31 protein-coding genes, 1 tRNA gene and 1 pseudogene are annotated in these 25,516 nt (G+C 49.1%); 21 read left to right on the plus strand and 12 right to left on the minus strand.

Annotated features, from left to right (window positions below):
- Positions 1–152: 152 nt before the first annotated feature.
- From L3J94_08265 to L3J94_08280, 4 genes are all read left to right on the plus strand, one after another.
- The gene (locus L3J94_08265; protein MCF6218734.1) at positions 153–950 is read left to right on the plus strand and encodes a ParA family protein; all 798 of its coding nucleotides are present in this window, start codon (positions 153–155) and stop codon (positions 948–950) included.
- On the plus strand, positions 950–1,651 hold the full coding sequence (locus L3J94_08270) for a chemotaxis protein CheW (GenBank protein MCF6218735.1): 702 nt from the start codon (positions 950–952) through the stop codon (positions 1,649–1,651). The genes L3J94_08265 and L3J94_08270 overlap by 1 nt, the downstream gene beginning before the upstream one ends.
- Positions 1,652–1,726: 75 nt before the next feature.
- A complete protein-coding gene (locus L3J94_08275) occupies positions 1,727–2,200 on the plus strand; it encodes a chemotaxis protein CheW (GenBank protein MCF6218736.1) in 474 nt (157 codons plus the stop codon).
- Positions 2,200–2,589 (plus strand): DUF2802 domain-containing protein, encoded by a 390-nt coding sequence (locus L3J94_08280; GenBank protein ID MCF6218737.1) that lies wholly within the window; start codon positions 2,200–2,202, stop codon positions 2,587–2,589. Before L3J94_08275 ends, L3J94_08280 begins: the two co-directional genes overlap by 1 nt.
- Here the strand turns inward: L3J94_08280 and L3J94_08285 are convergent.
- Positions 2,586–2,789 carry an EscU/YscU/HrcU family type III secretion system export apparatus switch protein gene (locus tag L3J94_08285; protein MCF6218738.1) on the minus strand — a complete coding sequence of 68 codons (204 nt, stop codon included), beginning with the start codon at positions 2,787–2,789 and terminating at the stop codon, positions 2,586–2,588. The genes L3J94_08280 and L3J94_08285 overlap by 4 nt on opposite strands.
- A gap of 318 nt (positions 2,790–3,107) precedes the next feature.
- On the opposite strand from L3J94_08285, the gene L3J94_08290 reads away from it, so the two are divergent.
- The 4 genes from L3J94_08290 (at position 3,108) to L3J94_08305 (ending at position 6,776) form a co-directional block, all read left to right on the plus strand.
- Complete coding sequence (locus L3J94_08290; protein ID MCF6218739.1) at positions 3,108–3,926, plus strand: ferritin-like domain-containing protein; 819 nt, start codon at positions 3,108–3,110, stop codon at positions 3,924–3,926.
- 1 nt (position 3,927) lies between these two features.
- Positions 3,928–4,596 (plus strand): hypothetical protein, encoded by a 669-nt coding sequence (locus tag L3J94_08295; protein ID MCF6218740.1) that lies wholly within the window; start codon positions 3,928–3,930, stop codon positions 4,594–4,596.
- A gap of 21 nt (positions 4,597–4,617) precedes the next feature.
- Complete coding sequence (locus tag L3J94_08300; GenBank protein MCF6218741.1) at positions 4,618–5,346, plus strand: 16S rRNA (uracil(1498)-N(3))-methyltransferase; 729 nt, start codon at positions 4,618–4,620, stop codon at positions 5,344–5,346.
- Between the two features lie 215 nt (positions 5,347–5,561).
- Complete coding sequence (locus tag L3J94_08305) at positions 5,562–6,776, plus strand: patatin-like phospholipase family protein (protein ID MCF6218742.1); 1,215 nt, start codon at positions 5,562–5,564, stop codon at positions 6,774–6,776.
- Here L3J94_08305 and L3J94_08310 read toward each other — a convergent pair.
- Positions 6,773–7,138, minus strand: coding sequence for a DUF3307 domain-containing protein (locus L3J94_08310; GenBank protein ID MCF6218743.1), 366 nt, complete (start codon positions 7,136–7,138; stop codon positions 6,773–6,775). The two genes, L3J94_08305 and L3J94_08310, sit on opposite strands and share 4 nt — an antisense overlap.
- Before the next feature lie 309 nt (positions 7,139–7,447).
- Here L3J94_08310 and L3J94_08315 point away from each other — a divergent pair, with 309 nt between their 5' ends.
- A complete protein-coding gene (locus L3J94_08315) occupies positions 7,448–8,374 on the plus strand; it encodes a PEP-CTERM sorting domain-containing protein (protein MCF6218744.1) in 927 nt (308 codons plus the stop codon).
- A 314-nt stretch (positions 8,375–8,688) separates the two neighbouring features.
- Positions 8,689–9,615, plus strand: a complete 927-nt coding sequence (locus L3J94_08320) for a PEP-CTERM sorting domain-containing protein (protein MCF6218745.1) — start codon at positions 8,689–8,691, stop codon at positions 9,613–9,615.
- 60 nt (positions 9,616–9,675) lie between these two features.
- Here L3J94_08320 and L3J94_08325 read toward each other — a convergent pair whose 3' ends face one another.
- Together L3J94_08325 and ggt are read right to left on the minus strand one after the other, a co-directional pair.
- A complete protein-coding gene (locus L3J94_08325) occupies positions 9,676–10,872 on the minus strand; it encodes a hypothetical protein (GenBank protein MCF6218746.1) in 1,197 nt (398 codons plus the stop codon).
- A gap of 75 nt (positions 10,873–10,947) precedes the next feature.
- A complete protein-coding gene (gene ggt, locus L3J94_08330) occupies positions 10,948–12,615 on the minus strand; it encodes a gamma-glutamyltransferase (protein ID MCF6218747.1) in 1,668 nt (555 codons plus the stop codon).
- Positions 12,616–12,733: 118 nt separating this feature from the next.
- Here ggt and L3J94_08335 point away from each other — a divergent pair, with 118 nt between their 5' ends.
- Positions 12,734–13,282, plus strand: a complete 549-nt coding sequence (locus L3J94_08335) for a thioredoxin family protein (protein MCF6218748.1) — start codon at positions 12,734–12,736, stop codon at positions 13,280–13,282.
- A 57-nt stretch (positions 13,283–13,339) separates the two neighbouring features.
- Here the strand turns inward: L3J94_08335 and L3J94_08340 are convergent, their stop codons facing one another.
- Positions 13,340–13,579 carry a DUF465 domain-containing protein gene (locus tag L3J94_08340; protein ID MCF6218749.1) on the minus strand — a complete coding sequence of 80 codons (240 nt, stop codon included), beginning with the start codon at positions 13,577–13,579 and terminating at the stop codon, positions 13,340–13,342.
- Between the two features lie 141 nt (positions 13,580–13,720).
- Positions 13,721–14,224, minus strand: coding sequence for a transcription elongation factor GreB (gene greB, locus L3J94_08345; protein MCF6218750.1), 504 nt, complete (start codon positions 14,222–14,224; stop codon positions 13,721–13,723).
- Positions 14,225–14,302: 78 nt separating this feature from the next.
- Between greB and L3J94_08350 the strand changes: the two genes are divergently transcribed.
- Positions 14,303–15,067 carry an Hpt domain-containing protein gene (locus L3J94_08350; GenBank protein ID MCF6218751.1) on the plus strand — a complete coding sequence of 255 codons (765 nt, stop codon included), beginning with the start codon at positions 14,303–14,305 and terminating at the stop codon, positions 15,065–15,067.
- A gap of 38 nt (positions 15,068–15,105) precedes the next feature.
- On the opposite strand, the gene L3J94_08355 is transcribed toward L3J94_08350, so the two are convergent.
- The 3 genes from L3J94_08355 to purE are packed head-to-tail and all read right to left on the minus strand — an operon-like array spanning position 15,106 to position 17,240.
- Entirely contained in the window at positions 15,106–15,594 is a 489-nt protein-coding gene (locus L3J94_08355) for a peptidylprolyl isomerase (GenBank protein ID MCF6218752.1), read from the minus strand.
- A 59-nt stretch (positions 15,595–15,653) separates the two neighbouring features.
- Positions 15,654–16,730 (minus strand): 5-(carboxyamino)imidazole ribonucleotide synthase, encoded by a 1,077-nt coding sequence (locus L3J94_08360; protein MCF6218753.1) that lies wholly within the window; start codon positions 16,728–16,730, stop codon positions 15,654–15,656.
- 3 nt (positions 16,731–16,733) lie between these two features.
- The gene (gene purE / locus L3J94_08365; protein MCF6218754.1) at positions 16,734–17,240 is read right to left on the minus strand and encodes a 5-(carboxyamino)imidazole ribonucleotide mutase; all 507 of its coding nucleotides are present in this window, start codon (positions 17,238–17,240) and stop codon (positions 16,734–16,736) included.
- Positions 17,241–17,418: 178 nt separating this feature from the next.
- On the opposite strand from purE, the gene L3J94_08370 reads away from it, so the two are divergent.
- The gene (locus tag L3J94_08370) at positions 17,419–17,721 is read left to right on the plus strand and encodes a DUF3817 domain-containing protein (protein ID MCF6218755.1); all 303 of its coding nucleotides are present in this window, start codon (positions 17,419–17,421) and stop codon (positions 17,719–17,721) included.
- Between the two features lie 12 nt (positions 17,722–17,733).
- On the plus strand, positions 17,734–18,513 hold the full coding sequence (locus tag L3J94_08375) for a methyltransferase domain-containing protein (GenBank protein MCF6218756.1): 780 nt from the start codon (positions 17,734–17,736) through the stop codon (positions 18,511–18,513).
- A 116-nt stretch (positions 18,514–18,629) separates the two neighbouring features.
- Here L3J94_08375 and ttcA read toward each other — a convergent pair.
- Positions 18,630–19,472 (minus strand): annotated as a pseudogene (gene ttcA, locus L3J94_08380) (tRNA 2-thiocytidine(32) synthetase TtcA).
- Positions 19,473–19,788: 316 nt separating this feature from the next.
- Between ttcA and L3J94_08385 the strand changes: the two are divergent.
- From L3J94_08385 to L3J94_08410, 6 genes are all read left to right on the plus strand, one after another.
- Positions 19,789–20,094, plus strand: coding sequence for a hypothetical protein (locus tag L3J94_08385; GenBank protein ID MCF6218757.1), 306 nt, complete (start codon positions 19,789–19,791; stop codon positions 20,092–20,094).
- 312 nt (positions 20,095–20,406) lie between these two features.
- The gene (locus tag L3J94_08390; GenBank protein MCF6218758.1) at positions 20,407–20,838 is read left to right on the plus strand and encodes an NUDIX pyrophosphatase; all 432 of its coding nucleotides are present in this window, start codon (positions 20,407–20,409) and stop codon (positions 20,836–20,838) included.
- An 18-nt stretch (positions 20,839–20,856) separates the two neighbouring features.
- Entirely contained in the window at positions 20,857–21,933 is a 1,077-nt protein-coding gene (mutY, locus tag L3J94_08395; GenBank protein MCF6218759.1) for an A/G-specific adenine glycosylase, read from the plus strand.
- Positions 21,930–22,199: an oxidative damage protection protein gene (locus tag L3J94_08400; protein MCF6218760.1), complete on the plus strand. Its 270-nt coding sequence runs from the start codon at positions 21,930–21,932 to the stop codon at positions 22,197–22,199. Before mutY ends, L3J94_08400 begins: the two co-directional genes overlap by 4 nt.
- A 93-nt stretch (positions 22,200–22,292) precedes the next feature.
- Positions 22,293–22,368, plus strand: a tRNA-Phe gene (locus L3J94_08405).
- 594 nt (positions 22,369–22,962) lie between these two features.
- Complete coding sequence (locus tag L3J94_08410; GenBank protein MCF6218761.1) at positions 22,963–24,225, plus strand: transglycosylase SLT domain-containing protein; 1,263 nt, start codon at positions 22,963–22,965, stop codon at positions 24,223–24,225.
- A 5-nt stretch (positions 24,226–24,230) separates the two neighbouring features.
- On the opposite strand, the gene L3J94_08415 is transcribed toward L3J94_08410, so the two are convergent.
- Positions 24,231–24,476 (minus strand): YheU family protein, encoded by a 246-nt coding sequence (locus L3J94_08415; GenBank protein ID MCF6218762.1) that lies wholly within the window; start codon positions 24,474–24,476, stop codon positions 24,231–24,233.
- Positions 24,477–24,514: 38 nt separating this feature from the next.
- Here L3J94_08415 and L3J94_08420 point away from each other — a divergent pair, with 38 nt between their 5' ends.
- Complete coding sequence (locus L3J94_08420) at positions 24,515–24,940, plus strand: hypothetical protein (protein ID MCF6218763.1); 426 nt, start codon at positions 24,515–24,517, stop codon at positions 24,938–24,940.
- 1 nt (position 24,941) lies between these two features.
- Here L3J94_08420 and L3J94_08425 read toward each other — a convergent pair whose 3' ends face one another.
- Positions 24,942–25,490: a hypothetical protein gene (locus tag L3J94_08425; GenBank protein ID MCF6218764.1), complete on the minus strand. Its 549-nt coding sequence runs from the start codon at positions 25,488–25,490 to the stop codon at positions 24,942–24,944.
- Positions 25,491–25,516 lie beyond the last annotated feature (26 nt).

Genomic DNA, 25,516 nt, shown 5'->3' on the forward strand with positions numbered 1-25,516 from the left:
AATCTGAGCTGGCTTTAATCTTCTAATTTTCTCTATTTTAAGCCGAAAATCTGGAGGGCTCAACAGAGTTTATTGTCGAGTTTAATGTGGTTTGGCGTGATACATGCATCATATTTTAGGGTGTGTAAAATTTTTGACGCGAGGGGGCTTGATTGAACATATGGGCGGTTGCCAATCAGAAGGGGGGGGTGGGTAAAACAACCAGCACTGTCTCCCTGGCAGGGCTCCTTTCCGCCAAGGGGTACCGCACCTTGGTGGTTGACATGGACCCCCACGGCTCGTTAACAGTCTATTTTGGACATGACCCGGATACTATAGAGATGAGTGTCTACTCGCTGTTTCAAGTGCCTAATATTGCCACCAGCGATATGCCTAGGCGCGTGATAAAACAGACACGTTTTGAAGGTCTTGATCTACTGCCCGCCTCGACGGCTATGGCAACACTTGACCGCCAATTGGGAACACAGGATGGTAAAGGGCTGGTGCTGCTTAGGGCGCTACAACAGTTGGCTGACAGCTATGACTATGTTTTGATCGACTGCCCACCGATTTTAGGGGTTTTGATGGTTAATGCCATGGCAGCCTGTCAGAGCTTGTTGATTCCGGTGCAGACGGAGTTTTTGGCGCTTAAGGGGTTAGAGAGAATGATGCGTACTACCGCGATGATTACACGAGCACGCAGAGCCCCGCTGGGGTTACACATCGTTCCCACTATGTTTGATCGACGCACCCGCGCTTCTCATGAGGCACTCAAGCAGCTACAAAAAGATTACCCTGAGCAGCTATGGGACGCCGTGATACCCATCGATACCCAGTTTCGTGAAGCGAGCCGCAAAGGGGTGCCGCTACCCATTATGCGAGCAAATAGCCGAGGCTCAATTGCTTATCGTGAGCTATTGACCTGGCTGCAGAATATCTATCCAGCTGACAGCAGAACAGCCGAGTCGTGATGGCACAATTTGAGGATGAAAACGATTTTAATGCGCTGGTAGAGCAGAAGCAGGCGTTAAGCAGTTATCTGGATGCACTGTTCAGAGAGGTGCCAGTGATTGAGTCTGAGCCGACAGCTACCCCGGTATCGGATGAGGTTGTTGTGGTTGCTAAAGCAGTCGCAACGGATCTGCCTAAAGAGCCTGCCGCGGCACCCACGGAGGAGGTGACTGCTCAGGCGGCTGCAAATGAAGAACCAGTGCCCGCATATTTCCAGCCTACGGCACCGTTTCAGGTGCTGTTTTTTAATCTTGGTAAGTTGAATCTTGCCGTACCATTGGAGCATCTCTCAGGTGTTTTGAAAGTTGGCGATGAGAAGGTTACTCCGGTTCCCGGCTACGCGGAGTGGCACCTTGGTTTGATGAAGTACCACGGCGCAATGGTGAGCGTTGTTGATACGGCAAGGTTGATTATGCCTGCTCACCGCCAGGAAGTTGTGCAGGATCAGCGTAAATACCGCTATTTTATCCTACTGGGCGATCGCCGCTGGGGGTTGGGTTGTCACGCTATAGCCGAAGTAGTTAAGCTTGATCCCGATGAGGTGAAGTGGCGTAAAAATCGTACCCTTCAGCCATGGTTGGCGGGTACAGTCATCAATAAAATGTGCGCATTGATTGATGTTGATGGTTTCCTTAAACTTCTATCTAAAGGTCGCTTATAAAGCTTTGTTATTGATTGACGATACAATCAACCTTAGAAGTAGAAAGAATTCATCCTAAGTATGGGGATAAAGTAGATGAGCGAAAGTGCAACGATGGGCAACGATGCTAACCGTTGGGTCACCTTTAGGCTTGAGAGTGAGACCTACGGAATTAATGTGATGCAGGTGCAAGAGGTGCTGCGTGTCTCCGAAATTGCACCGGTACCGGGTGCCGCTGATTATGTGATCGGCATTATCAACCTGCGGGGGAATGTGGTTACCGTGGTTGATACCCGTCGCCGCTTTGGTATGGTTGAAAAAGAGGTTGATGATCTCTCGCGTATTATCATTATTGAAACAGAAGAGCAGGTAGTGGGTATTCTGGTTGATAGTGTTGCAGAAGTGGTTGAAATACCCGCATCTGAAATTGAAACGGCACCCAATGTTGGCACCGAAGAGAGTGCTAAATATATCCTTGGGGTCACCAGTCGTGAGAACGAGCTGCTGATTCTTGTTGATCTGAATAAATTTCTCAGTGAAGAGGAGTGGAATGAGGTGGGTCAGTTTTAATGACAGAGTGGTCTGTAGTCGTGCTGCTGATGGTACTCGCTGCTTTGCTGGTCACAGTTTTTGTGGTCACACAAAAGCAGCAAAAACAACTGCAACAGCAGTTGCGCCAACAGCGTTCAGAGTGCGAGCAGTTGCAGTCGCAATTTAAACTCTTGGTGAGTGGTGCCCAGGGAATGGGCGAGAGAATCCACTCTGTGGAGCATGCTCTTTCGACTTCAAAAAGAGCCGCTACGCAAAGCAGCCTGGCTACGAGCGGGGATGTCTCGGTACGCCAGGCAATTGAACTGGCCCGAAAAGGCGCGACAGTGGATGAGTTAGTTGATATTTGCGGTTTATCTCGTGGCGAGGCTGAGCTGATGAGTACCATTCATAATATAGAGGCTCGTTAATGGCCACTAGCAGGCCTTCTATCACTGAGCCAATAAGCAAAGTCAATCATTTCCGCAACGGAGAGGTAGAGATCCTCAGGAATTTCATCTCCCAAGTTCAATGCAAGCAGTAGCTCTACCAGATAGGCATTTTCCACTAACGGAATATCACTTCTCTTTGCTAACCCAATAATCTGCCCAGCAAGCTCCCCGTGCCCTATTGCACTGACGGTAGGTGTGTGTTGCTGGTCGCAGCTGAGTGCTATTGCGCTGCGGATTTTTCACTTTTTTCATGTCTCTTAATGAAGTTTTTCGTTATCATGATGGTCACGACTCAGTGTATTCATCTTTCACCTCAACGCGGGGTTATTTTCGTACCCAACCGGTCACATATGCCCTGTATGATCCCTCTTTCCGTGCGAAGATGCTTCGATTTTAGGTAAAAAATAGTTACTCATAATTAAAGGGAATAACGTTCGATGAAACAGGGAAGAGATAAACGGGGACAAGCCGCTCCTAAGCTCATATAATAATGCGTTATGAATGAATCAGTTGAAAAAGTTGCCCCCTCACTCTTTACTGAGGCTCGTCGCTGCCTGGATGCGAGCAACCTAGAAGAGAAAGCCAGCCTTACCCAGCAACTGGCAGCGGCTTGGCGGAGTGGAGAACTCTCGTTGCGGGAGGAGCAGCCACCACAAATAGCCGTCACGGCGGGTCATCCGCAGAACCCTCAACTGGTTGCCCCCCGAGACCTTCCCAAGCGTTCGTTTTATACTCCCGTGGGCCGGGCGGCACTTTTTCACTCTATTGCTCACATCGAATTTAATGCGATTAACCTTGCGCTAGATGCTGTCTATCGCTTTCGTGGTATGCCAGAAGCGTTCTATGGCGACTGGCTAAAGGTTGCCGAAGAGGAGGCTTATCACTTTGGGTTAATTCGGGCCCACCTGCAGCAGTTGGGTTATGAGTACGGTGACTTTGCAGCACACAATGGCTTGTGGGAGAGTGCTCAGCAAACGGCATATGATGTGATGGTGCGAATGGCCTTGGTGCCGCGTGTTTTGGAGGCGAGGGGCTTGGATGTTGCACCCGCAATCATGGAGCGCCTAGCGCGTACTGGGGATGACGAGGCGGTTGACATTTTAAAAATAATTCAACGTGATGAGATCGGCCACGTTGAAATTGGCAGCCACTGGTTTCACTATTGCTGCTCAGAGAGGGGGCTGGACTCCGAGGCAACTTTTTTCGATTTGATTAATCAGTATATGAAGGGTGTTTTAAAAGGGCCGTTTAATATTGAAGCACGTATTAAGGCTGGTTTCAGTGCCAGTGAATTAAATAAACTTCAGGGAGTTTAATGTGAATAGGTGGTTTAAAGTTTTGTTGCTGGCACTATGTGGTTTGGGAGTGACAGCATGCAGTACAACAATCAGTAAAGTCTCTGATGCGCGTGGCACACTGCTCGATTTTAATGAAAGAGTTGGTGAGTATCGTACCAACCTTGTCTATATGGTTCATGCGGACCTGGTGAGAGTCGATTATGGCGATAGCGGTAGCTACACACTTTTTGATCGCCGAACAAAAACGATCTATGACATTAATGACCGGGAGCAGACGGTTGCGGTGATCAAGGGTACTAAGCCGATTTTGAGCGAGCAAGCGCTGGGTGTCACCATCGTTGAGAGTGATAGCGGTTTGGTTGGTGATGGCTCTAGCACACACTTCCTCTTCAAGCGGGGTGATGAAGTTTGCCTTAATGTGGTTGGCTTAAGTGACTTTTTGCCCGCAGTTGAAGTGGCAATGGATGAAATGGCCGCGGTACGTGCCAATGATCCGCGCTTGGCGGATATTGATCCTCAGAGTTGTGAGTACATAGTACGTGTATTTGCCAACTCGAAAACGGCGGTACTGGGGATGCCCGTGCGTCAGTGGAGTAACAGTGGTTACAGTAAATTCTTGAAAACCTATCAAGTTCAACTAGATCTTACTGAAAACACCGAGTGGTACAAACTTCCCGAGTGGTATTGAATCTGATTGAGCAGGCAGATTATGCGCATCCCTCGTTTCTACATTGATGAGCCACTGAAAAATGGCCTCAAAGTCGAGTTGCCGGGTGCGGTTGCTAACCACTGTGTAAGGGTATTGCGGCTGAAGCTAGGCGCTCGATTAACCCTTTTTAATGGGCGGGGTGGCGAGTTTGGCGCGCATCTGGTTTTAGTGGAGAAGCGCCGTGCAACAGTCTTGTTGGATGAGTGGCGTGAGCGAGAAGCAGAGTCTCCTCTGCATGTGGAAATTGCGCAATGTATCTCCCGGGGCGAGCGCATGGACTATACCGTTCAAAAGGTAGTTGAGCTGGGCGCAAGTGCCATCACCCCGATAGTCGCTGAGCGCACCGTAGTTAACCTGAAGGGAGAACGCGCCGAAAAACGCCGACGGCACTGGCAGGGCGTGGTGGTAGCGGCCTGTGAGCAGTCGGGGCGCAATCGGATTCCAGAGGTGCGGCCGCTGACTCACTTCAAACAGTGGGTCAGCCAACCCCGTGAAGGATTGAAGTTGGTATTGCACCACCGCGCAACGCAGGATATGCGCAGTATGGTACATCCGGAAAAGGGAGTGACACTGCTGATTGGCCCTGAGGGCGGCTTGAGTGAGCAGGAGATTGCGCTGGCGGAGCAGGCAGGGTTTGTATCCGTCTGTTTGGGGCCACGGGTACTGCGAACAGAGACCGCAGCACTGAGTACGCTCTCATTGCTGCAACTGTTATGGGGCGATTTCTGATTTTCTACAATATACTATACCTTCTCCAGTTGTACAGACTGGCCCACATTAATATTTCGAGACCTCTTCACAAGTCAATGCACTGATAAAAAAACCTAAACCACCAGACAAGTGAGATTGTGCATAATTTATGAATTATCCGGGCTAAACGACCGACTTAGTATGCATACAGCTTCGGATACTACGCTAGTGCCTGCTGCGATACGGGAGTCACAATGAAACTAGGTCGATTCTACAAAAGTGAAAAGAGCGGTGTCCGACCTGAAAAAATCGGACTGGTGCTGGCGGGAGGTGGTGCGCGAGCAGCCTATCAGGTGGGTGTCTTGAAAGGGATCGCCGAGTTTGTTCCGGTGGGTGAGTCTAACCCGTTTCCCATTATCAGTGGCACCTCCGCCGGAGCGATTAACGGCGCGGCACTGGCGATCTATGCACCACATTTCCATGGCGCTGTCCGCAGGCTCTGCTCTGTGTGGGAGAACTTCCATGTCTCTCATGTCTTCCGCTCAGACCCCGCAGGGATGTTACAAAATGGTAGCTTATGGATGTTGGCGATGTTGCTGGGTGGTTTGGGTAAGCATAATCCGCAAGCGTTGTTGAATCGGCAGCCACTTCATGAATTATTATCAAAAAGATTACCTTGTGCGCGTATTCAAAAATCGATTGATGATGGTTTTTTAGATGCTTTTGGAGTGAGTTGCTCTGGTTACAGTAGTGGCCAGTCGGTGACTTTCTTCCAGGGGCGAGAAGATATTAGTGCCTGGCAGCGGGTTCGGCGGGTGGGTACGCGCTCGGTGATTACCACTGAACACCTTATGGCTTCATCCGCATTGCCCTTTATTTTTCGGCCTGAAAAAATTCATCGTGAATATTACGGTGATGGCTCGATGCGCCAAATGGCACCACTAAGCCCGGCACTGCATATGGGGGCCGAGCGTCTTTTGGTGATTGGGGTGCGGCTGGATGATGGTCAGCAACCCGAGCGAACGGTAGATGCCGTGATTCCCACTGTAGCACAAGTGGCGGGCCATGCACTTAACAGCATTTTTCTTGACTCACTGGATGCTGATCTTGAGCGGCTGCACCGCATCAATAAAACTGTGGAGCTGATTCCCCGCCGCAAAGGGAGTGAAACATCGTTGCGCCGAGTTGAAAGCCTGGTCATTTCACCTAGCCGTCACTTGAGTGAAATTGCAGAAGAGTATGCGGCACTACTGCCTAGGTCGGTTGCTTACTTTTTTCGTGGTATCGGTGTTTACAAAAAAGATGGTTCCGATTTTTTAAGTTATCTGCTATTTGAGCGGGAGTATTGCCAGGCGCTCATTGAGCTGGGCTACCACGATGCCATGGCGCAGCGTGAAAATATTGTCAGTTTTCTGAATGATAAGGAGTATCAGACCCCCGTGGAAGAGGCTGAGGGTACTGATTTTTAAGAGAGTACTGCACTCGGTGTATAGGCTAACGCGGCACAATAGATCACTTTGCAGAGCAGGTGCAACGCCTGGTCTTGATGAAAGCTCAGCTTTCCTTCGCACTTTAGAAAATCGATAATGGTATGCAGTAAGGTTTCAATGAAACCCAATAACAAACTCTCGGTTACCAGTAAAACAATTCCGCCGTGAATCAATGTATGCGCCCCCAGCCAGTATTGCCAAGGTGGGAAGTGTTTGCCTTTGCGCTTATGGATCGCGCCATGGCGGCTTTTAGCTGCCGCCATCACATCACCCTGCAAAACAAAGTCTGCCAGGGCATGGCCTGCAATCAGTAAAAAAAACAGTGTAAGGAATTCCGTCATGGCAGTGCTTGTTCGTCAGTGTTGTCGCTTAAAGTCTTAATGGTTAGCGGAGGCTGTTACACAACTTTAGCATGACCGGGGCATTTATCGGTTTTACAGATTAAAAATAGAGTCAGGGGTCTCATTTTCGCCTATTTGTCGATTTTTTTTACAGTTGACGGCGGTGTATGATTTACCTGTTATTTAAGTCATTAAAAACAAATAGTTATGAGTTTTTGTTTTGTGGTATGTATTTTGCTTGCTTTATGGTCGTATTTATATTTTTTTGAACCATGTTTAAGTAAAAAACAATAAATGGAGAGTTTTCATATGAAAAATGGTATTTGGGCTGCGCCCTTTCAGAAAAATGCACTATCAGCAGCGGTCTGCCTCGGGTTGATTGCGGCGGCATCCAATGCGCAGGCGACTATTCTTACCGCAGGTGCAACGGTTGATCTTGATATAGCAACCACGGTGAGTACCACCGGTACCGATCCGGTACATGTTAATGTCTCTGAATATTTATATGATGCTAACGGTGGCGGCTATGCTTCTGGCTGGGGTAATGACAGTGGCAGTATGTTCTCCAGTGCCAGTGGTAATGGATTCTTTTCTGCCGAGGGTCATATTCAGCAGAGTGTGGAGTTCACCAACAACAGCGGTGTAGCACAGAGCTACTCTTTCGATTTCACCATCAATAATGGCGCCTTGAGTGCTTATGCATATGATACGTTGGTTGGCGGTGAGTATGTGCAGGCGGGTAATACCGTTGCGATTCAATTAAACGGCGTGGATATTTATACCAGTAATGCAACCTTGCTAACGGATGCGAGTGGCTCCGACCTGACAACAAGCGGTGCGGTGCTGGGTAGTTATACTGCTGGGTCTAGTTCGTATAGCTGGGGAACCTACACCGGTACGCTTGATCTGGGGATTTTTAACCCGGGTGAGAGCTTTTTGCTTGAATACGATATATTCACCTTTGCCGAGAGTAATGTTGCTGGGTTGATTGCTACTGACTGCGGTTTTGATGGTCCCGAACAGGACTGGTGGGCAGAGGAGTGTGGTAGTTGGTTTGTAACCTCTGGCGGTTCACGTTTCGGTGATCCCAACGGTATCAATGGCATGCCGATCACAAACAATACTGTAACCGGCAACCCGCCGGCATCGGTTCCTGAGCCAGGTTTGCTGTTCTTGTTGGGCGGCGGTGTTGCGGGCCTTGCTTTTGCAAGAAGAAACCGCGCGCGTAAGGGCTAGTTTTTACCGCTGCTTTGGCATGTTGGCCTCTTTAAATAGAGGTGGCTGGTAGCGGGATTTAAAAGTCTGAAAATAAAAAAGGCACTTAGCGGTGCCTTTTTTATTGGCTGAGCAGCCCGCTGTGGGTAGATAAATTTACCTTTAAGGGTATCAATTTGTCGATATTTTTTACGATTGATTTGATGGCGTTAATTACATTATTTTTTTTGATATAAAAAACAAATGCTTGTGCTGTCTGTTTTTAATGGCCTATATCTTGCTTTGTTATTCAATAAGCATTTGTGGTTAAAGAGCGATATTTAAGGAGTTACTGTATGAAGAGTTCAATCTGGGCTGCGCCCTTTCAGAAAAATGCACTATCAGCGGCTGTCTGCCTTGGATTGATTGCGATGGTACCTGCTGCACAGGCAACCATTTTGACCGCCAGCGCTACCGTTGAATTGCAATCATCTGCTCCGCTAACGGATATGGCAACAGGCCCCTCATCAGTGAGTGTCTATAGCAACGGTGCTGATAGCACAGGCTACGCTTATGGTGCGGCTTGGGGCAATGACAGTGGTGATATGTTTTCCCGTGCCAGTGGTAATGGGTTCTTTTCTGCTGAGAGTCATATTCAGCAGGCAGTGGAATTTACTAATGACAGCGGTACTGCACAGAGCTACTCTTTCGACTTCACCATTAACAGTGGCAGTTTGTGGGCACAAAATTATGCCACTTTTGGCGCTGGTGAGTACGTGCAGGCGGGTAATGCGGTTGCGATTAAGTTAAACGGTGTAAATGTTTTTACCAGTGATGCAACACTATTGAATAGCGAGGGTGGCATCAATCTCTCTACGAACGGTGTGGCACTGGGTAGTTACGTCGCCGGTTCAAATAACTATGGCTGGGGGACTTACACCGGTACGCTGGATCTGGGAATCTTTAATGCGGGTGATACCTTTCTGCTTGAATATGATATTTTCACTTTTACAGACAGTAACGTAGCGACGCTATCCAATTGTGAGGATGGCTATGGCGGATGGGGTGAGGAGATTGGCGGAGATAATGAAATATCATGTTGGTTCAACTCTGATGGCTCTTCACGCTTTGGTGATCCCAATGGCATCAATGGTATGCCGATCACAAGCCATACTGTAACCGGCACCCCGGCATCGGTTCCTGAGCCAGGTTTGCTGTTTCTGCTGGGTGGTGGCGTTGCAGGACTTGCGTTTGCTCGTAGAAATAGAGCACGTAAGGGGTAATTTTTTCGCGGCACCGGTATGTTGACTATATAATAAAAAAGGCACCATCTGGTGCCTTTTTTATTGGCTGAGCAGTGCTTCGCAGGCGAAGACTATTTCATCCAGTTGTTGTTGCGGATCAAACCCTTTGTAGTGCTCTGCAAATTGTTCTGCCTGCTTTTGGCAGGCCTCATCGTTGAGAGTGGATCTGATCTGCTCAGCGAAATCGGGCTGTTTAGCTCCTCTGGGGTCGATAGAGTGGGCTAGTTTGAAATGGCTTAATTTGCCGGCTAACAGCAGTTGTTCTAGCTGGGTAGGCAGTAGTAGCAGTGGTATGCCCATCAATAAACAGGCGGCTACCGTTCCATGTCCCGCATGAGATATGACCAGATCAGCTTTTCCGGCAAGGCTTTTTATGCGAACGGGCTCTGCTGAAAATTGAATATTGTTGGCGCTGTAGTGATCGGTAACGGCACCCTCCACCCCTGAGCAGTGAACAATAAAATTTGCATCGACACGGCTTAAGCTTGATAGCAGCGTATCCAGCAGTTTGTAGCGGTTATTGATGTAAACAAATATATTTTTTCGGCCATTTTGTGGCCAATCGGCTTCCACTCCACGGCTATCGGTAAAGCGGGGGCCCCAGTAAGCATCCATACTGCGCTGTTCATAGTGATCAAGTTCTGGCAGTGTGCATAAAAAACTCTCCTCCACATCAAACAGCTGGTGCAAATAATCCAGTTCCGTCGTATCAAAGTGGCGCAATACGTCATTTATGATATCTAATACGCTCTTTTCCAGGTGGAGCAAAAAATCTGGCTGGGTGTTGAGCCAGGGTGTGATTGGTGGGAGTGGATAAATTGGGGGAGGTGAAGAGAAACCGGTGCCTGAAAGTGCGACGGGTAATTTGAGTGTTTTCGCTGCAATTAAAGCGGTGGGCGAGTGGTCCGCGATGATTAGCTCGGTAGTGTATTCACTAAATCGCTCTCGCCACTGCTGGACTAGCGGCAGTAGAGAGTCTGTAGAGTCGTATCCGCAGCGGCTGAGAATGTCAGCATAGCTGATAGTGGGTGAATGATACTTTTTTGTCGGTATCCAGTGGGGGGCTTGCTGCGAGTTGACTACAGAGGTATCCAGAAATTTATCGGCACTGCGGGTGTCACGCAGTAGTGCCGAGAGGGTGTGCCCTCTGCGGGTTAAGGATTGTGCCAGTGGCGCGATGGAGGCCAAATGGCCATAGCCAGCACCGAGCTCCCAGCAAAATGTGATATTGGGCATGTTGAAGTAGACTCTTTAAGTAAGTATGAAGGGAGTGGTATCGCTCGAGGGTATCCAATATTCACTCTATCTTGTTTATTGAATTTGCGCCGAGCCAATACCTCTGGGGTCACTTGCCGCTGTCACTTTGTCTGTTTTTTTATCCCACAAAATAGCTTGCATCCCCCCATATTGATGGTTGAGTTGCTTCATTTCGTGTCCGCGTGCTTGCAGGTCGCGGATCAGTTCATTACTGAGTGCACCGGGTTCATACTGGATCTGGTCGGGTAGATATTGATGGTGAAAGCGCGGGCGACTCACCCACGCATCAACTGAGCTATTTTCTGCAAATTCTAGTGTTGCCAGTAGTAGCATGCTGATAATGCGACTGCCGCCGGGGGTGCCTAAAATGGCCACACGTTCCGCTGTTTCCAGAAAACTCGGGGTCATGCTGGAGAGTGGGCGTTTACCGGCTTCGATGGCATTGGCTTCGGCACCGACGAGGCCGTAGGCGTTGGGTGTGCCCGGTTTGCTGGAGAAGTCATCCATCTCATCATTCAATAAAACCCCGGTGCCAGGAGGTACAAAGCCGGAGCCAAAGGGATAGTTGATACTCATCGTTGCCGAAACGCGATTACCCTGTGTGTCAATGATTGAGAAGTGAGTGGTATCACGTCCCTCTTCATAATCATCCATGGCTCCTGGCAGTAGTTTGCTGGGGGTGGCTTGACTGGGGTGAATGGCGGCACGCAGCCCGGCGGCGTACTGTTTGCTGGTGAGTAGTTGCTGGGGGACTTCAATAAAATCACCATCACCCAAGTACTCGGCACGATCACGGTAGGCGCGCCGCATCGCCTCCACTATGAGATGAGTGCGTTGAGCACCATCCATGCTATCCAGCGGGTAACCCTCCAGAATGTTCAGCATGGTGGATAAAACAATGCCACCGGATGAGGGCAGTGCCGCTGAAGTGAGGGTAATGTTGCGGTACTGGCTACGAATCGGCTCTCGTACAATCAGTGTGTAATTTTCCAGATCTTGATGTGTCCAGATCCCCCCCGCCTGCTGAACACCGTCAATAAGTCGTTTGGCGACATCACCTTGGTAAAAGCCTTTAGCCCCCAGTGTTGCAATGGCTTTAAGGGTGTTGGCAAGGTCGGGTTGCTTGAGGATAAAATGATCGGTGGGTGGTTGATTTTTCTCAAGGAAGGTGGCGGCCGCAGCGGGTGAATCTTGTAACGCTTTGAGGCGGAATTTAGCCATTCTTTGGTAAGGCTTGTCGATGTTAAACCCATGCTCTGCATAACGGATAGCCGCTGAGAGTGACTGGCTAAGGGGGAGCTTTCCATATTGGTTAGCAAGGTACTCCATGGCTGCCGGTGTGCCGGGAATCCCGGCCGCCAGCGGGCCATTCATGGAGAGGTTGGGGATCACCTCACCTTGCGCATCCAGATACATATTGCGGTGTGCTTTACCGGGAGCCATTTCACGCCCATCAATCATCCACGCTCTGTTCTGTTGGGCATCATGAATCAACCAAAAGCCACCGCCGCCTAAACCCGAGCCGGTGGGTTCTACGACCGCTAGCGCGGCAGTTACCGCTACCGCCGCATCAAATGCATTCCCCCCCTGCTCAAGAATCTCTATGCCTGCTTGAGTAGCCAGTGGGTGGGCACTGGCAACCGCTGCCTGGGGTGGGCTCGCTTGAGCGAGGCAGAGGCCGCTGGCAAAAAATAGAGTGATAAGGCTTAGGGTGCGTTGCATGGCATTTCCTGGTTTATGTTGTGGTAGATAACACGGTAGTTTATGGCTCTTTCTGCTATTTGGGTGGCAGAGTTATTTGGCCTGTATTCATCCAGCTCTGTACAATAGATTCTCACACGTGAGTTGCGTTGTACTCAACCGTTATGTTGTCAGTCAGCTAATGGTCGCGGTAACTTATAAGGGGATGGTATTGAAGCGATTAGTGAAATGGATGCTCTGGGGTGTCGTCCTGCATGGCTTGCTATCCGTTGCGACTGCGGCGCAGCCACCGGACTGGAACGATGCCGCGATTGAGTGGAATGGTTACACCCAGGGCATGAAGATTGCGAAACAGAATAATAGACCGGTCATGATGATTTTTTATGCTGATTGGTGCCCTACCTGCCACGCTTATAAAAACATCTTTTACAAGCCATCGGTGATCTCTTTAGCTAAAAAACTGGTAATGATTAAGGTGAATGTGGATCAATATCCTCAGCTCAGTCAGCAGTTTGAATATGACGGTAGCTATGTGCCACGCACTTTTGTGATGAGTGGCGACGGGGTGTTGTTCGATGCCTTGTATTCAGAAAAACGCTATAAATATTTTATCAAATCACAGGATGTTGAGCGTTTTGAAAAATTGATGGCGGCGGCTTTGGCGCAGGCGGGTCAAAAGAGCCGCTAACGCACACTTCAAGTGCTGAAAGCACACACCATCAAAGAATATTTAGTCTCTAATGCGCTATTTTATCAGCAGGTTATATATTTCGTCCTTGAGTGCCAGGCACTGCTTCTTTTTATTCTCAGTATATTCATCAGAGGGTGTTTCGATCTGCTGTTCGATACGATAAATCTCTTTAGCTACCGCCTCATATTCCGATACCAATTTGGAAAAGTGCATATTGCTGGATTTTAATTGGTGGATCTTATCTTTGAATTTTGGAAATTCAGCGGCAAGGTCAGAGTGGTGTTCACCAAACATGGTGTGCTCCTTTTAGTTAGCATTATGAATTGTGTTTAGGTTGTGTCTCTCTACCTTTAAAGTATGGACCTATCTGCTCTGTTTTGACAGGCGTTAAATGAGTTTATGGATGCTTTTTAATGCAATATAAAGGTGTGCTTTTTACGCGGTTTCGGGGTAGTTTATTCCAACCACATAGAGCTGTTTTTCTCCTTGGGGTGTGGTGACGTTTATCTCATCATCTAGGCACTTTTTTAACAGGGCACGGGCCATGGGAGAATCTACACTAATACGGCCAGATGCGGGGTCAATCTCATCGGGCCCAACAATTTGATAGCGTACCTGTTCTCCGTCAAGATCTTCCACGCTGACCCATGCACCAAAGAATATTCGATTTTTGTCAGCAGGGGTGTGGTGCACAACGGTAAGTGCAGGCAGGCGCTGTTGTAAGTAGCGGATACGCCGGTCAATACCGCGTAGCTCTTTTTTGCGATAGATGTACTCGGCGTTTTCAGAGCGGTCTCCCTCGGCAGCGGCAGCAGCCAGGGCCACCGTAACATCGGCGCGCCGTTTCCAAATGGATTTCAACTCGTCCTGTAATACTCGGTAGCCTGCGGGGGTGATGTAGAGAGATGTTTTTTGCATGGGTGGTCGGTATCGAGGCATGGCTTTAGCTCTGTTCTCAGGTGGTTTGAAAAAGCTGAGTGGTTATTTTACGGCAATACAGATAATAATGGGTGAATTATGGGCTCCACTGCAAATGTATTAGAGAAACTTAAGCAAAATTTCATCAGTGAACTGCCCGAAAAAATCGATGCTATCGAAGAGCATATTCTTGCTTGCAGCGAGGGTGATGATTTTGAGGCAAGCTTTCAGGAGGCTTATCGGAAAACCCACTCACTCAAAGGGATTGGTGGAACGTTTGGTGTGCCCGTTATTACATCGATATGCCACCAGTTAGAAGATGTTTTAACGCTATGGGATAAAGAGTCTCTTGGCATGGCGGGGCCACATCAAAGCCGCTGCTTGGATTATGTCGACCTGCTTCGCCAATCACACGAAGTGCTGCGGGAAGGCGGGGGTGATTTTGAGGCTGTTCGCGAGCACCTGCGTCAGTTTCAAAAAGAGGACTGTAAAAATAAACTGCGGGTGCTGTTAGTCGATGGCTCTCGCACTACCCGTGAAATCTGTAAAAAAACCATCGCCCCCTATCATGTCGAAATTGTTGAAATGTCGGATGGTTATGAGGCGTTGGGACGATTATTGAATGAACATTTTGATGTGCTGATTGCCAGTAAAGAGATTGGCTTGCTGAGTGGCCAGATGTTGATATCCATTGTCTCTGGGCTAGCCCTGGATAAGCGTGATATGAAAACGATTATGATTACCTCTTCTAACAAAAACCTCCACTCAACACATCAAGCGACCCCCACCTTGGTGGTGAAAAAAGGGGTTGCGATGATTGGCGAGCTGGAGGCTCAGTTTGATGCTATTTCTAATCGCAAGTAAACGAGTTGAGAAGGCGCACTCCCAGTTGAAGCGGCGGTTTAGTGATCGTGCGAACAGTCGCCACTATGAACATGTCCGTGGGAGATCTCCTCCTCAGTCGCTTCACGAATATCGATCACATTAACTGCAAAATTAAGCGCGGTACCCGCAAGCGGGTGATTGCCATCGACGGTGACCGTTTTATCATCAATTTCAGTTACCGTGACCACAACCATTTGCCCTTCAGCTGACTGAGCGTGAAATTGCATACCCACCGTAATCTCTTGATCGGTTTCAAACATCTCACAGGGCACTTTCTGTATTAACTCTTTGAGGTGCTCGCCATACCCTTGCTCTGGCTCAACGTGAACAGTTAATTCATCACCCGTATTTTTTCCTGCTAGCGCATTCTCCAGGCCGGGCACGATGTTACTGGCGCCATGAAGGTAGGTGAAGTCACCACGCCCCTCCGAGCTATCCAGTACAGTGCCCTGGTCATTGGTCAGGGTGTAGTCGAGGGTGACCGCACAGTTGTCAGTGATTTTCATAAGTGGATCCTTTTGTTCAGTGGAGAGGTTTACAGGGTTGATTAATAGGGGCAGTCACACTAAAGCTGCGATTGCAGCGCTTCAAACTGTTGATCAAAGTGTAGCTTATCCTCACAGCAGAGGTTGATGTGGCCAATTTTACGCCCATCGCGTGCTGCTTTGTCATACAGGTGCAGGTGTACGTCTGGTAGGGATAGTATGCTATTAATGTTCGGTAGCTCGCCGATTATGTTTAGCATGGCGATATGCCCTAGTGGGCGGGTGCTACCCAGTGGCAGGCCGCACACCGCACGCAGGTGATTCTCAAACTGGCAACATACCGCACCATCTTGTGTCCAGTGTCCCGAGTTGTGTACCCGAGGGGCAAACTCGTTAGCCAGCAAGTGATCACCCACCTGAAACAGTTCCAAAGCCAGAACCCCCACGTAATTCATCTCATTAAGTAGCTTGTTAACATGCCGTTCCGCTAGCGCCTGTAGTGGGTCATTCTGCCGGATAATTGAAGTGTGTAAAACACCTTTTTTATGGTTGTTTTCGGTCAGTGGATAGCAGCTTGTCTCACCCGTACGGCTGCGTACCGCAATGATGGAAAACTCTCGGTCAAAGGGGACGAACCCCTCCACAATGGCGGGTTTTCCCGCAATGGCTTGCCACCCCTTTGGAATATCAGCCGCACTGTCTAACCGTGCTTGCCCTTTGCCATCGTACCCCTCACGACGGGTTTTAAGGATGGCGGGAAAGCCGAGGCTCTCCATGGCCTGCTCCAGGTCATCCAGTGTGTTCACTCTGTTATAGGGTGCCGTGGGGATGTTAAGGTGATTGAAAATCCTTTTCTCATTGAGGCGATCTTGAGTGACAGCCAGCGCTTTGGCGGGGGGGTAGCAGGGGATCTTGTTTGAAAGCAGGGTGACACTATCGGCGGGTATGTTTTCGAACTCAAAAGTGACCACGTCGGCTTTATCGGCCAGCTCTGATAGCAGGCGTTCATCATCATAAGCACCCAGCAGCTGTTCGGTCACCGCTGCGGAGCAGGCATCTTTTGCGGGTTCGAGAGTGATAAATTTCAGACCTAACGGGTGGCCTGCCAATGCCAGCATACGTGCCAGTTGTCCACCGCCCAAAATACCCACAACCATGGTTTATACCTCGCGGGGATCAGCGTTGTTCAGTACGTTCTCGGTCTGTCTGGCACGAAACTGCTCTAGCGCTTCACGGAAAGGGGGGTATTTATTGCCCAGGATGGATGCAGAGAGCAAGCCAGCATTAATCGCACCGGCACGGCCAATGGCCAGTGTGCCAACCGGAATCCCGCCAGGCATTTGAGCGATAGAGAGTAGCGAATCCATACCGTTGAGTGCTTTGGATTGTACCGGCACACCCAATACAGGTAATGAAGTCTTGGCCGCAACCATGCCGGGCAGGTGTGCTGCGCCGCCGGCCCCGGCAATAATCACTTCAATACCGCGACCTATCGCCTCTTCAGCATAACTGAACAGCTTGTCGGGGGTGCGATGCGCCGAAACCACATCCACTTCATAAGGGATATTCAGCTGTTCCAGCGTATCCGCTGCATTTTTCATGGTATCCCAGTCAGAAGTTGAACCCATGATGATGCCGACCAGCGGCTTTTTTTCTGTTGATGCCATTGTCATACCCTGCAAATGCTGTTGCCAATGGATGGCGGTTGAATTGACCATTGTACACCAGAAACGAGATGATCGGCAGGGGCTATCCGGGGATTAGGGTGATGGGTTGCTTAACAGCTAAAACCTTGGTAAAAAGCAGATATAGAACGGTGTAGAGTTATTCGATAAGGGGTTAGGTATGAAACTGTTTCGCGCTGTCAGTTTGATTGAAGGGTGCTCATTTCTTTTGTTGCTGTTTATTGCCATGCCAATGAAATACTATTTTGGTATGCCAGAGGCTGTTTCGTTAGCCGGCATGGTTCATGGCATTCTGTTTGTTGTATACACAATGCTCTCGCTTTCGCTGGCACAAAAGTATGGCTGGAGCACGGGTGAGTGGAGCGTGGTGTTGATTGCCGGCATGTTTCCGTTTGGATTTTTGATGATTGATGGTCGCCTTAAACGCGCCGGCAAGGCCGAGCTGGTTACTGATGCCGCATAACCACCCCCTGTAATGAGCAAGCGGGATCGTAACTTTGATCAGCTGGCGGGGCGCTTTAAGAAAAATATTTACGGCAGTGATAAAGGTAAAATTCGACTTGCGGTGTTATGGCAGCACCTGATAACGCAAATGCCGCAGCTGGTGGATGGCCCCCGGTTGCGTATTCTTGATGCCGGCTGTGGCCTAGGCTTGTTTGCGCTGCGCCTTGCTGAGCTTGGCCACGAGCTGGTGCTGTGTGATATCTCTGCCGATCTGCTGGGGCAGGCGCGTGATGGATTTGCGGAGCAGCAAAAAGACGCCGTTGTTGAATTCCACCACCGGTCACTGTTTGAAATGGCAACACAGGATAAGCGGCAATATGATCTGGTACTTTGCCACGCCGTATTGGAGTGGTTGGCAGAGCCACAACGCAGCATTCCCGCATTTCAACAACTGGTAAAACCGGGCGGGCACCTCTCATTAATGTTCTACAATATCAACTCACTCATCTACCGAAACCTGGTGCGTGGCAATCTGCGCAAGGTGAAGTCGGGCCACTTCTCAGGTGAAATAAACAGCCTCACACCGCAAAACCCACTCGACCCCACCGAAGTCTATGGGTGGTTTGACCATAGCCCGTTTACAATACGTGACCGTGCCGGTGTTCGCGTTTTTTACGACTATATGGAAAAGCGGGTAAAAGAGCGTCTGCCAGTTGCAGCGATTATCGAAATGGAGCTGGCCCATAGTCGCCAAGAGCCCTACCTTTCGTTAGGGCGCTATATTCACCTGCTGGCACAGCACCCCGTCTAACGATACCTTCCGACTCAATAAATATCTGAGCGCTCTTTTTTGGGGTTAGGACGGGCTTATTTTAGCGCTTTTAATGGCTGAACCACGATCGGTTCCACTCTATTTTCGCTACCGATAATCTCCTCGCTATCGAAAGCAATATCACCCTCTTCAAACGGCATCTGCTGCGTTTTTAGGCCGATAAAGTCATACATTGCAGAGTCCATGAGGTGCGATGACTTGATGTTTTTTATTGCGGTAAACATGGTCTCTATTCGCCCCGGGTGACTTTTGTCCCACCCCTGTAGCATTCCTTTAATAACCTGCCGCTGTAGGTTGGGCTGTGAGCCGCAGAGGTTACAGGGGATAATCGGATACTCCTGTATTTCAGCATAGCGGATAATATCTTTTTCTCGGCAGTAGGCGAGGGGGCGAATGATGATGTGCTGGCCATTGTCACTCACTAGCTTGGGTGGCATCGCTTTTAGTTTTCCGCCATAGAAAAGGTTTAAAAACAGTGTTTCGAGAATATCATCACGGTGGTGCCCCAGTGCTATTTTGGTGGCCCCCAGCTCGCTTGCGGTGCGGTAGAGAATGCCTCGGCGCAGCCGTGAGCAGAGTGAGCAGGTGGTTTTCCCTTCGGGTATCTTCTCCTTAACAATGGAGTAGGTATCCTCTTCAACGATTTTGTACTCCACACCCAGGGAGTCGAGATAGTTTGGCAGGATCTCTTCTGGGAATTCGGGTTGTTTCTGATCAAGGTTGACAGCAACAATATCAAAATGGATGGGGGCTATTTTCTGGAAATAACGCAAAATATCGAGCATGGTAAAGCTATCCTTTCCACCCGAAAGGCACACCATGATCTTATCGCCCTCTTCGATCATGTTAAAGTCAGTAATCGCATTGCCCGCTTCTCTGCGTAGGCGTTTTTGAAGTTTATTGGCGCTGTAGCGTTGCTTGCCTGATAGTTGTTGCACGACCTGCTCCCGGCAAATGGCGTTGAAAATGAACGGTTGCTGATAATACACTAATAAAGAGAGCGTGTTTCGCAGAAGAGAGTAAACGCGAATAATTTATAAATCATGCACAATTTCACTTGTTTGTGGGTTTTGCATGGGATATTTACTCTGCCGCTCGTAATCATAAATATGGGTATTTTTCCGAAAATTTCCCTGTAAAATCAAAAATATGAGTAATTTTTTATAAAATTTATGGGATATCCGAGTAAAGAACCCACTTTGTAGCACGCTATAAAGGGTTCCAATTAAATAACGTGAGGGAGCAGGAGTCGAGATGAGTGAAGATTTTGATAAGCCAAAGTGGGATGTAGCCTTGGAAGCGTTGATCAACGAAGAGTTTGAGAAGCGTAAGCGACCGCTGACTATCAAAGACCTGCAAGGTATGGCCCTCCTACATGCGATTCGTTTTGATGATATTTTAGATACTCTAATGATTATGTGCATTGAGGGAGATTGGCGTTACCAAAATACCCAGGGCGAGGTACAGCTGATCAAACAAGAAGATTACGATGAGCTATTCAAAAGTGGTCGTACCACGGATGAAGGGGTGGCGGGCTATAATGGCCGTTGGTTAAAATAGCGCCAGCGCTTTGCACGAAAAATAGCTCTCGCTCCAGCAAGGCGAAAATGAGACGTATAAAGCTCTCAACGCAACTGTTACGGTGCGTTTATTTTTCGCGTCCCCTCTCAATACTTATAAATCGACCACTGGCCTCCCATGTCAGTGGTTTTTTTATGCTTGAGGTTTTCCCTTAGTGCAGTGAACCTCTCCTCGCCCCCGCTAGCCACTGGATTATTATTTTTTATTAAAAAATCAACCAATTGCTGGCGTTTTGCTGCAAACACTCGCAAAATGGGGTTATCTGTTTTGTATTTGAGTGAGGCTATCTTAATGGGGTATATGGAAAAGCGAGAAGTTGTGACGGCTTTTTTGCGTTATGAGAACCGTATTTTACTGTTAAAACGCAGTGACAAAGTGGAGACCTACCCAGGTTTTTGGTCCGGGGTGAGTGGTTACCTTGGCGAAGACGCTATGAATCAGGCTCGTCAGGAGATTAGTGAAGAGACTGGCCTGGCAGATGAACAGCTCAGCTTTGTTTGTGGTGGTGAGCCACTTGATGTACCCGCCCCGGAGCTAGACACTTGCTGGCAAGTACACCCGTTTCTGTTTGATATTGCTGATCCGGACCTGGTAACGCTCAACTGGGAAAGCGAAACTTTTCGTTGGGTTAAAGCCGAAGATATTCACGGTATGGAGACCGTTCCGCTGTTGCTTAAAACCCTTGCGCGCTGTCTGGAACGTGAGCGTGGCCGTCGCCATTAAATCCTGAGAGCACTCTGATTGGACAGCGCCGATACCCCGTTCAGCCAGGCGATATTAGCTTGGTATGACCAGCATGGTCGCAAATCTCTGCCTTGGCACCACAATGTCTCCGCCTATGGTGTATGGGTTTCTGAGATCATGTTGCAGCAGACTCAAGTCGCCACGGTTATCCCCTATTATCAGCGCTTTATGGCGCAATTTTCCGACGTGGAGTGCCTCGCCAATGCCGAGCTGGATGCTGTCCTGCACCAGTGGAGCGGCTTGGGCTACTACGCCCGTGGGCGCAATCTACACAAAGCGGCTCAATTGATTAGAGACGACCATGGGGGGCGCTTTCCAACCCAGTTTGAATCGTTGCTTAAACTGCCCGGAATAGGGCGCTCTACTGCCGGGGCCATTCTGGCTTTTTCAACGGGCACGCGCCATGCAATCTTGGATGGCAATGTAAAGCGGGTGCTTTGTCGCTATCACGCAGTTGATGGCTGGCCGGGGCAGGCCGCGACTGCTAAGCAGCTTTGGCAATTGGCTGATCAGCACACCCCCCACACCCGTATTGCCGAATATACCCAGGCGATTATGGATTTTGGCGCGAGCTGCTGCACTCGTCACAACCCTGGCTGTGCATCTTGCCCCTTGCAATCACAATGTATAGCATCTCTTCAAGAGAGCGTGGCGCAATATCCAACGCCTAAACCACGAAAAAAACTCCCGATTCGATCTGTTGATATGCTGCTGCTGATGAATGAACGGGGGGATGTTCTGTTGCAACAGCGCCCTCCCACGGGCATTTGGGGCGGCTTATGGAGCTTGCCAGAGCTGCCTGAGGGTGCGTCGATGAGTGACTGGTGCCATCACCAGCTGGGTTATCAGGTTGGGCGAGTGGCGGCGGGGGATATTGTCCGCCACACTTTTAGCCACTTTCATCTAGATATCCGCCCCCTCTACTTGCGGGTAGTGGCCGTGGCTAATGTAGTGATGGAATCAGGGGAGGGAGTCTGGTATAACTCACAGAATCCTGATCAGCGGGGCTTGGCTGCGCCGATACAGCGATTAATAAAACAGATCCCTCCTCAGATAAAAGAGAGAATATTATGAGCCGTATGGTGCAGTGTATAAAATTGGGTAAAGAGGCTGAAGGCCTTGCGCGTCCAACTTATCCGGGAGAGCTGGGTAAAAAGATTTTTGAAAATGTATCGAAAGAGGCTTGGGGCGAGTGGCTAAAGCAGCAGACCATGCTGTTAAACGAATACCGCCTGACCCCCATTGACCCAAAACATCGTGCGTTTTTAGAGGAGCAGATGGAGAAGTTTTTCTTTGATGATGGTGATGTCACACCTGGCGAATTTACCCCGCCGAAATAGATCAAAAATTCGGCAACTTAGTGTAAATACAATACATTTTAATATTGTACTTGACGCGACTAGGCTTAAGCGGTTTAATACGCAGCAAATAGAGCCCGGGTAGCTCAGTCGGTAGAGCAGTGGACTGAAAATCCTCGTGTCGGCAGTTCGATTCTGTCCCCGGGCACCACAATTTAGAGAAAGCCAGAGCCGCTTAGGTTCTGGCTTTTTTGCGTCTGTGCTGTAATAAGTTGAGTTGGTATGCAATTGATTGAGGGAAGTCTGATTAACTTTCGGAATGCAAAAACTTTATCGTTTCAGGCCAGGTTATAGGTAACAGAGGTGAAGGGTTTAAATTTAAGATCTGCGGCAGAGTGGTGGTGTCGATTTCCCGATAAAAATTGAGAGCATAAAAGGCTCGCACGCTGAAATTACCGGTACTATAGAGGTCGCTCAGTTAGCAACCGCCACACTGCTAACCACCATTGGTATTGTGAACGCTAAATGCCCTGTTCTTAGGTGTGACCTTGATGCTGCTTTTGATGTGAGCGGTTTTGATCGGCTGGATGTTGGTCTCTCGATTGAATTTGATGGTGATGGAAACCACCCTAAAAGGCATTATAGTTGTTAACATGTTGCTTTATCATTTATGGTTTTTGATTCCTACCGCTCCCTCGCCGCTGCTAATCGTTTAATAAAACCCCTCTCTTTGTCAGGGGAGGTTGGGAGGAGCCGTTAACCCGGCGGTGGTCACGGATGATTTATTTTTGGAGTGTTTGAAATAATGAGTATCTTCTGTTTCATAAGAGCTAAGGCAGGCTGTTTTCTGTTCTGTTCACTGCTTTTTTTGGTTTTCTCTGCTTCCTCTTTAGCTTCCAGTGAAGATGAGTTTGATGCTTTTGTAGCGCAGCAAGCGCAAGAGGTTGAGTTGGAGCAGCAGGCGTTTTTGCAATATCAACAAGCGTTGGAGGCGGGGTTTGACGCTTATCAAAAAGCGTATCAACAGGAGTTTGAGGCGTATAGCCGTGAAATCACTCAACAGTGGGGTGAATTTTTAGAGTTAGGGCCAAAAACCTGGGTGAGTTATGTGGAAAATAATCAGGTGCGTCGGGTAGCTGATTTTGAGCAGGGGCGTGCCGAATTGACTCTGCTGCTTGGGGCGGGTGATACGGCGGATGGTGTTGAGCAACGAATCAATGGGCTTGTTCATCAGTGGCTTAATAGTACCGAAGCCGATGCGTACCAGGCGGATCAACTGTCCCAGCGCATTGAACAGCGTTTGCAGAATCACTCCTCTGTGGTTAAAACAGCGCAGCCCGGTGAGCAGCGTATTTTTGCACTGGAGGATATAACTGCGGCGGGCCTTGATAGCTCACCTTACGTTAAGGTGAGCCAACCAGTCAGCGCACCCGTTCAGTGGGAGATTACTAAAACCATGAATGGCGAAAAAGCGGTAGTAACCGCTAGCTTTGTGATTCCTCATTCGGTACGAAAAAAGGCTAACCGCTTTTCTGAAGAGGTGACGGCGGCGGCGGTAAGAGAGCGGCTGCCACCGGAGTTGATTTTAGCCGTGATCGAGACGGAGAGCAGTTTTAACCCCATGGCCCGTTCACACATTCCCGCTTATGGCCTTATGCAGATTGTACCGAGGTCAGCGGGTAAAGATGCTTCACGCTATCTCTATGGTGAGTCGAAATTACTGGCTCCCTCCTACCTCTATAAAATTGATAAAAATATTGGTGTCGGTTCAGCTTACCTGCATATTCTTTATTATCGTTACATGAGAAAGGTGACGGATCCCATCAGCCGCCTCTATTGTGTTATTGCAGCGTATAACACCGGCGCAAGTAATGTGGGTACTGCTTTTATCGGTAGAAAGAGCTTCTCGAAGGCGGTGGATACCATTAACGGTATGACATCAGACGAGGTGTACCAAGTGCTGATAAACGAGCTTGCTTATGAAGAGACCCGAAAATATTTAGCCAAGGTCACCCGTCGAATGAAAAAATACGTTAAGGAAGCGTCGAGCGAGTCTGATCAGATTTAGCGGGGTTATGGCTCATGGTGCGGTGGGTCGCTTCGTTGTTGCATCTCCTGCTTGGAAATAATGGTGCAACTTTCGTGTAACTCGCTGTAGAGGATGAAGGCTTCGCCTTGTGCTATCTGCGCGATCACCTGTTTAACTTTGCTCTGTTGTGAAATCTCATTTTCACCATAGTCGGTGCCCTCGCGGCTGACAAATTCATCAGCAAGGGCGTGGAGCGTATCGGCAGAAAGTTGTTGGTGGGGGATAATCATGGTCTGTTATTTTAACATAAAATTTGCTGTCATTTAGGATGAGAGCTAATCGGCCCGAAATGATTGCGGGTGATCCATCACAGCGTTCTCGCTGGTGGCTGGTGATTTTATGCTACCTGCTGTTGCTGCTGCTATTTGAGCCAGCGCTTGATCATTTTCTGAAAGTGATGGTATTTGAGCCTACTCCGGAAGGTGTCGCGGCGCTGAATGAGAAAAAGCTTCTATTGGCCACTTGGGGCTTTGTATTGCTGCGCTCGATCCCTTTGCTGCTGTTTATCTGGCTGGGTTGGCAGGTTGTACGCAGCAGGCGCTTGCCTTCGCCCGGGTTGAGACTCCCTTTTTCTGTGCTGTTGATTAGCGGGCAGCGGGCACAATTGATCGGTATGGTGATGGTTGCAGTGGCGCTGTTATCACTATTAAGAGAGCTGGGCCTTTTGGCCTCCGTGCTCAATACGCCTGGCTGAGCTACGGTATGACGTTGTGGCAGCGCATGCAGTTGTTGGTGGGTGGGAAGGCGACTTTGCCATGACAGACACCACACTTATTTCCGGTAAGAATGTCTGACATACTGATCTCGGTGGCATTGGCTTGCTCTTCAAAGAGCCCGCTATGGCAGCTATTGCAATCCATCTGGCTGGTGTGCTTGGCGTGAGAAAATCTCACGTTGGGCATATCGCCGGTATTGGTGCGGATAATGTCGAGGTCAAATATCTCACTCTCTTCGGTGCCGAGCCGGTTGGCCCGTGCCACCAGTTGCCCTGCTTCCAGTGTTTTAACCCAGTCAATAACGCCTACCGTATCGCGGGGGAAGTCTTTCATTGCGGTGGTGGGGTGCTGAAAGATATTAATGGCATCATTTTCAGGGTCATGGATGCCATCTTCAATGAAAGGGGTTGTTTCGCCATGAATCTGGAAGTTTTTAACCTCGGCATGTGCCGTGATGCTGACCCCAAGGAGAAGCAGCACGGTTAAGCTGAGGTTAAATGACAGTTTTGTTTTTTTATGTGTGGCCATGACTACTCTCACGTGGTCGCTTCGCT

The organism is Gammaproteobacteria bacterium (assembly GCA_021647245.1).
Taxonomy (GTDB): Bacteria; Pseudomonadota; Gammaproteobacteria; order RBG-16-57-12; family RBG-16-57-12; genus JAFLJP01.

Excerpts from the sequence above, each read along its gene's own strand:
- L3J94_08270 (MCF6218735.1), top strand. The coding sequence starts at position 950 with ATGGCACAATTTGAGGATGAAAACGATTTTAATGCGCTGGTAGAGCAG.
- L3J94_08275 (MCF6218736.1), top strand. The coding sequence starts at position 1,727 with ATGAGCGAAAGTGCAACGATGGGCAACGATGCTAACCGTTGGGTCACC.
- L3J94_08280 (MCF6218737.1), top strand. The coding sequence starts at position 2,200 with ATGACAGAGTGGTCTGTAGTCGTGCTGCTGATGGTACTCGCTGCTTTG.
- L3J94_08290 (MCF6218739.1), top strand. The coding sequence starts at position 3,108 with ATGAATGAATCAGTTGAAAAAGTTGCCCCCTCACTCTTTACTGAGGCT.
- L3J94_08300 (MCF6218741.1), top strand. The coding sequence starts at position 4,618 with ATGCGCATCCCTCGTTTCTACATTGATGAGCCACTGAAAAATGGCCTC.
- L3J94_08305 (MCF6218742.1), top strand. The coding sequence starts at position 5,562 with ATGAAACTAGGTCGATTCTACAAAAGTGAAAAGAGCGGTGTCCGACCT.
- L3J94_08310 (MCF6218743.1), bottom strand. The coding sequence starts at position 7,138 with ATGACGGAATTCCTTACACTGTTTTTTTTACTGATTGCAGGCCATGCC.
- L3J94_08315 (MCF6218744.1), top strand. The coding sequence starts at position 7,448 with ATGAAAAATGGTATTTGGGCTGCGCCCTTTCAGAAAAATGCACTATCA.
- L3J94_08320 (MCF6218745.1), top strand. The coding sequence starts at position 8,689 with ATGAAGAGTTCAATCTGGGCTGCGCCCTTTCAGAAAAATGCACTATCA.
- L3J94_08325 (MCF6218746.1), bottom strand. The coding sequence starts at position 10,872 with ATGCCCAATATCACATTTTGCTGGGAGCTCGGTGCTGGCTATGGCCAT.
- ggt (MCF6218747.1), bottom strand. The coding sequence starts at position 12,615 with ATGCAACGCACCCTAAGCCTTATCACTCTATTTTTTGCCAGCGGCCTC.
- L3J94_08340 (MCF6218749.1), bottom strand. The coding sequence starts at position 13,579 with ATGTTTGGTGAACACCACTCTGACCTTGCCGCTGAATTTCCAAAATTC.
- greB (MCF6218750.1), bottom strand. The coding sequence starts at position 14,224 with ATGCCTCGATACCGACCACCCATGCAAAAAACATCTCTCTACATCACC.
- L3J94_08350 (MCF6218751.1), top strand. The coding sequence starts at position 14,303 with ATGGGCTCCACTGCAAATGTATTAGAGAAACTTAAGCAAAATTTCATC.
- L3J94_08355 (MCF6218752.1), bottom strand. The coding sequence starts at position 15,594 with ATGAAAATCACTGACAACTGTGCGGTCACCCTCGACTACACCCTGACC.
- L3J94_08360 (MCF6218753.1), bottom strand. The coding sequence starts at position 16,730 with ATGGTTGTGGGTATTTTGGGCGGTGGACAACTGGCACGTATGCTGGCA.
- purE (MCF6218754.1), bottom strand. The coding sequence starts at position 17,240 with ATGGCATCAACAGAAAAAAAGCCGCTGGTCGGCATCATCATGGGTTCA.
- L3J94_08370 (MCF6218755.1), top strand. The coding sequence starts at position 17,419 with ATGAAACTGTTTCGCGCTGTCAGTTTGATTGAAGGGTGCTCATTTCTT.
- L3J94_08375 (MCF6218756.1), top strand. The coding sequence starts at position 17,734 with ATGAGCAAGCGGGATCGTAACTTTGATCAGCTGGCGGGGCGCTTTAAG.
- L3J94_08385 (MCF6218757.1), top strand. The coding sequence starts at position 19,789 with ATGAGTGAAGATTTTGATAAGCCAAAGTGGGATGTAGCCTTGGAAGCG.
- L3J94_08390 (MCF6218758.1), top strand. The coding sequence starts at position 20,407 with ATGGGGTATATGGAAAAGCGAGAAGTTGTGACGGCTTTTTTGCGTTAT.
- L3J94_08400 (MCF6218760.1), top strand. The coding sequence starts at position 21,930 with ATGAGCCGTATGGTGCAGTGTATAAAATTGGGTAAAGAGGCTGAAGGC.
- L3J94_08410 (MCF6218761.1), top strand. The coding sequence starts at position 22,963 with ATGAGTATCTTCTGTTTCATAAGAGCTAAGGCAGGCTGTTTTCTGTTC.
- L3J94_08415 (MCF6218762.1), bottom strand. The coding sequence starts at position 24,476 with ATGATTATCCCCCACCAACAACTTTCTGCCGATACGCTCCACGCCCTT.
- L3J94_08420 (MCF6218763.1), top strand. The coding sequence starts at position 24,515 with ATGAGAGCTAATCGGCCCGAAATGATTGCGGGTGATCCATCACAGCGT.
- L3J94_08425 (MCF6218764.1), bottom strand. The coding sequence starts at position 25,490 with ATGGCCACACATAAAAAAACAAAACTGTCATTTAACCTCAGCTTAACC.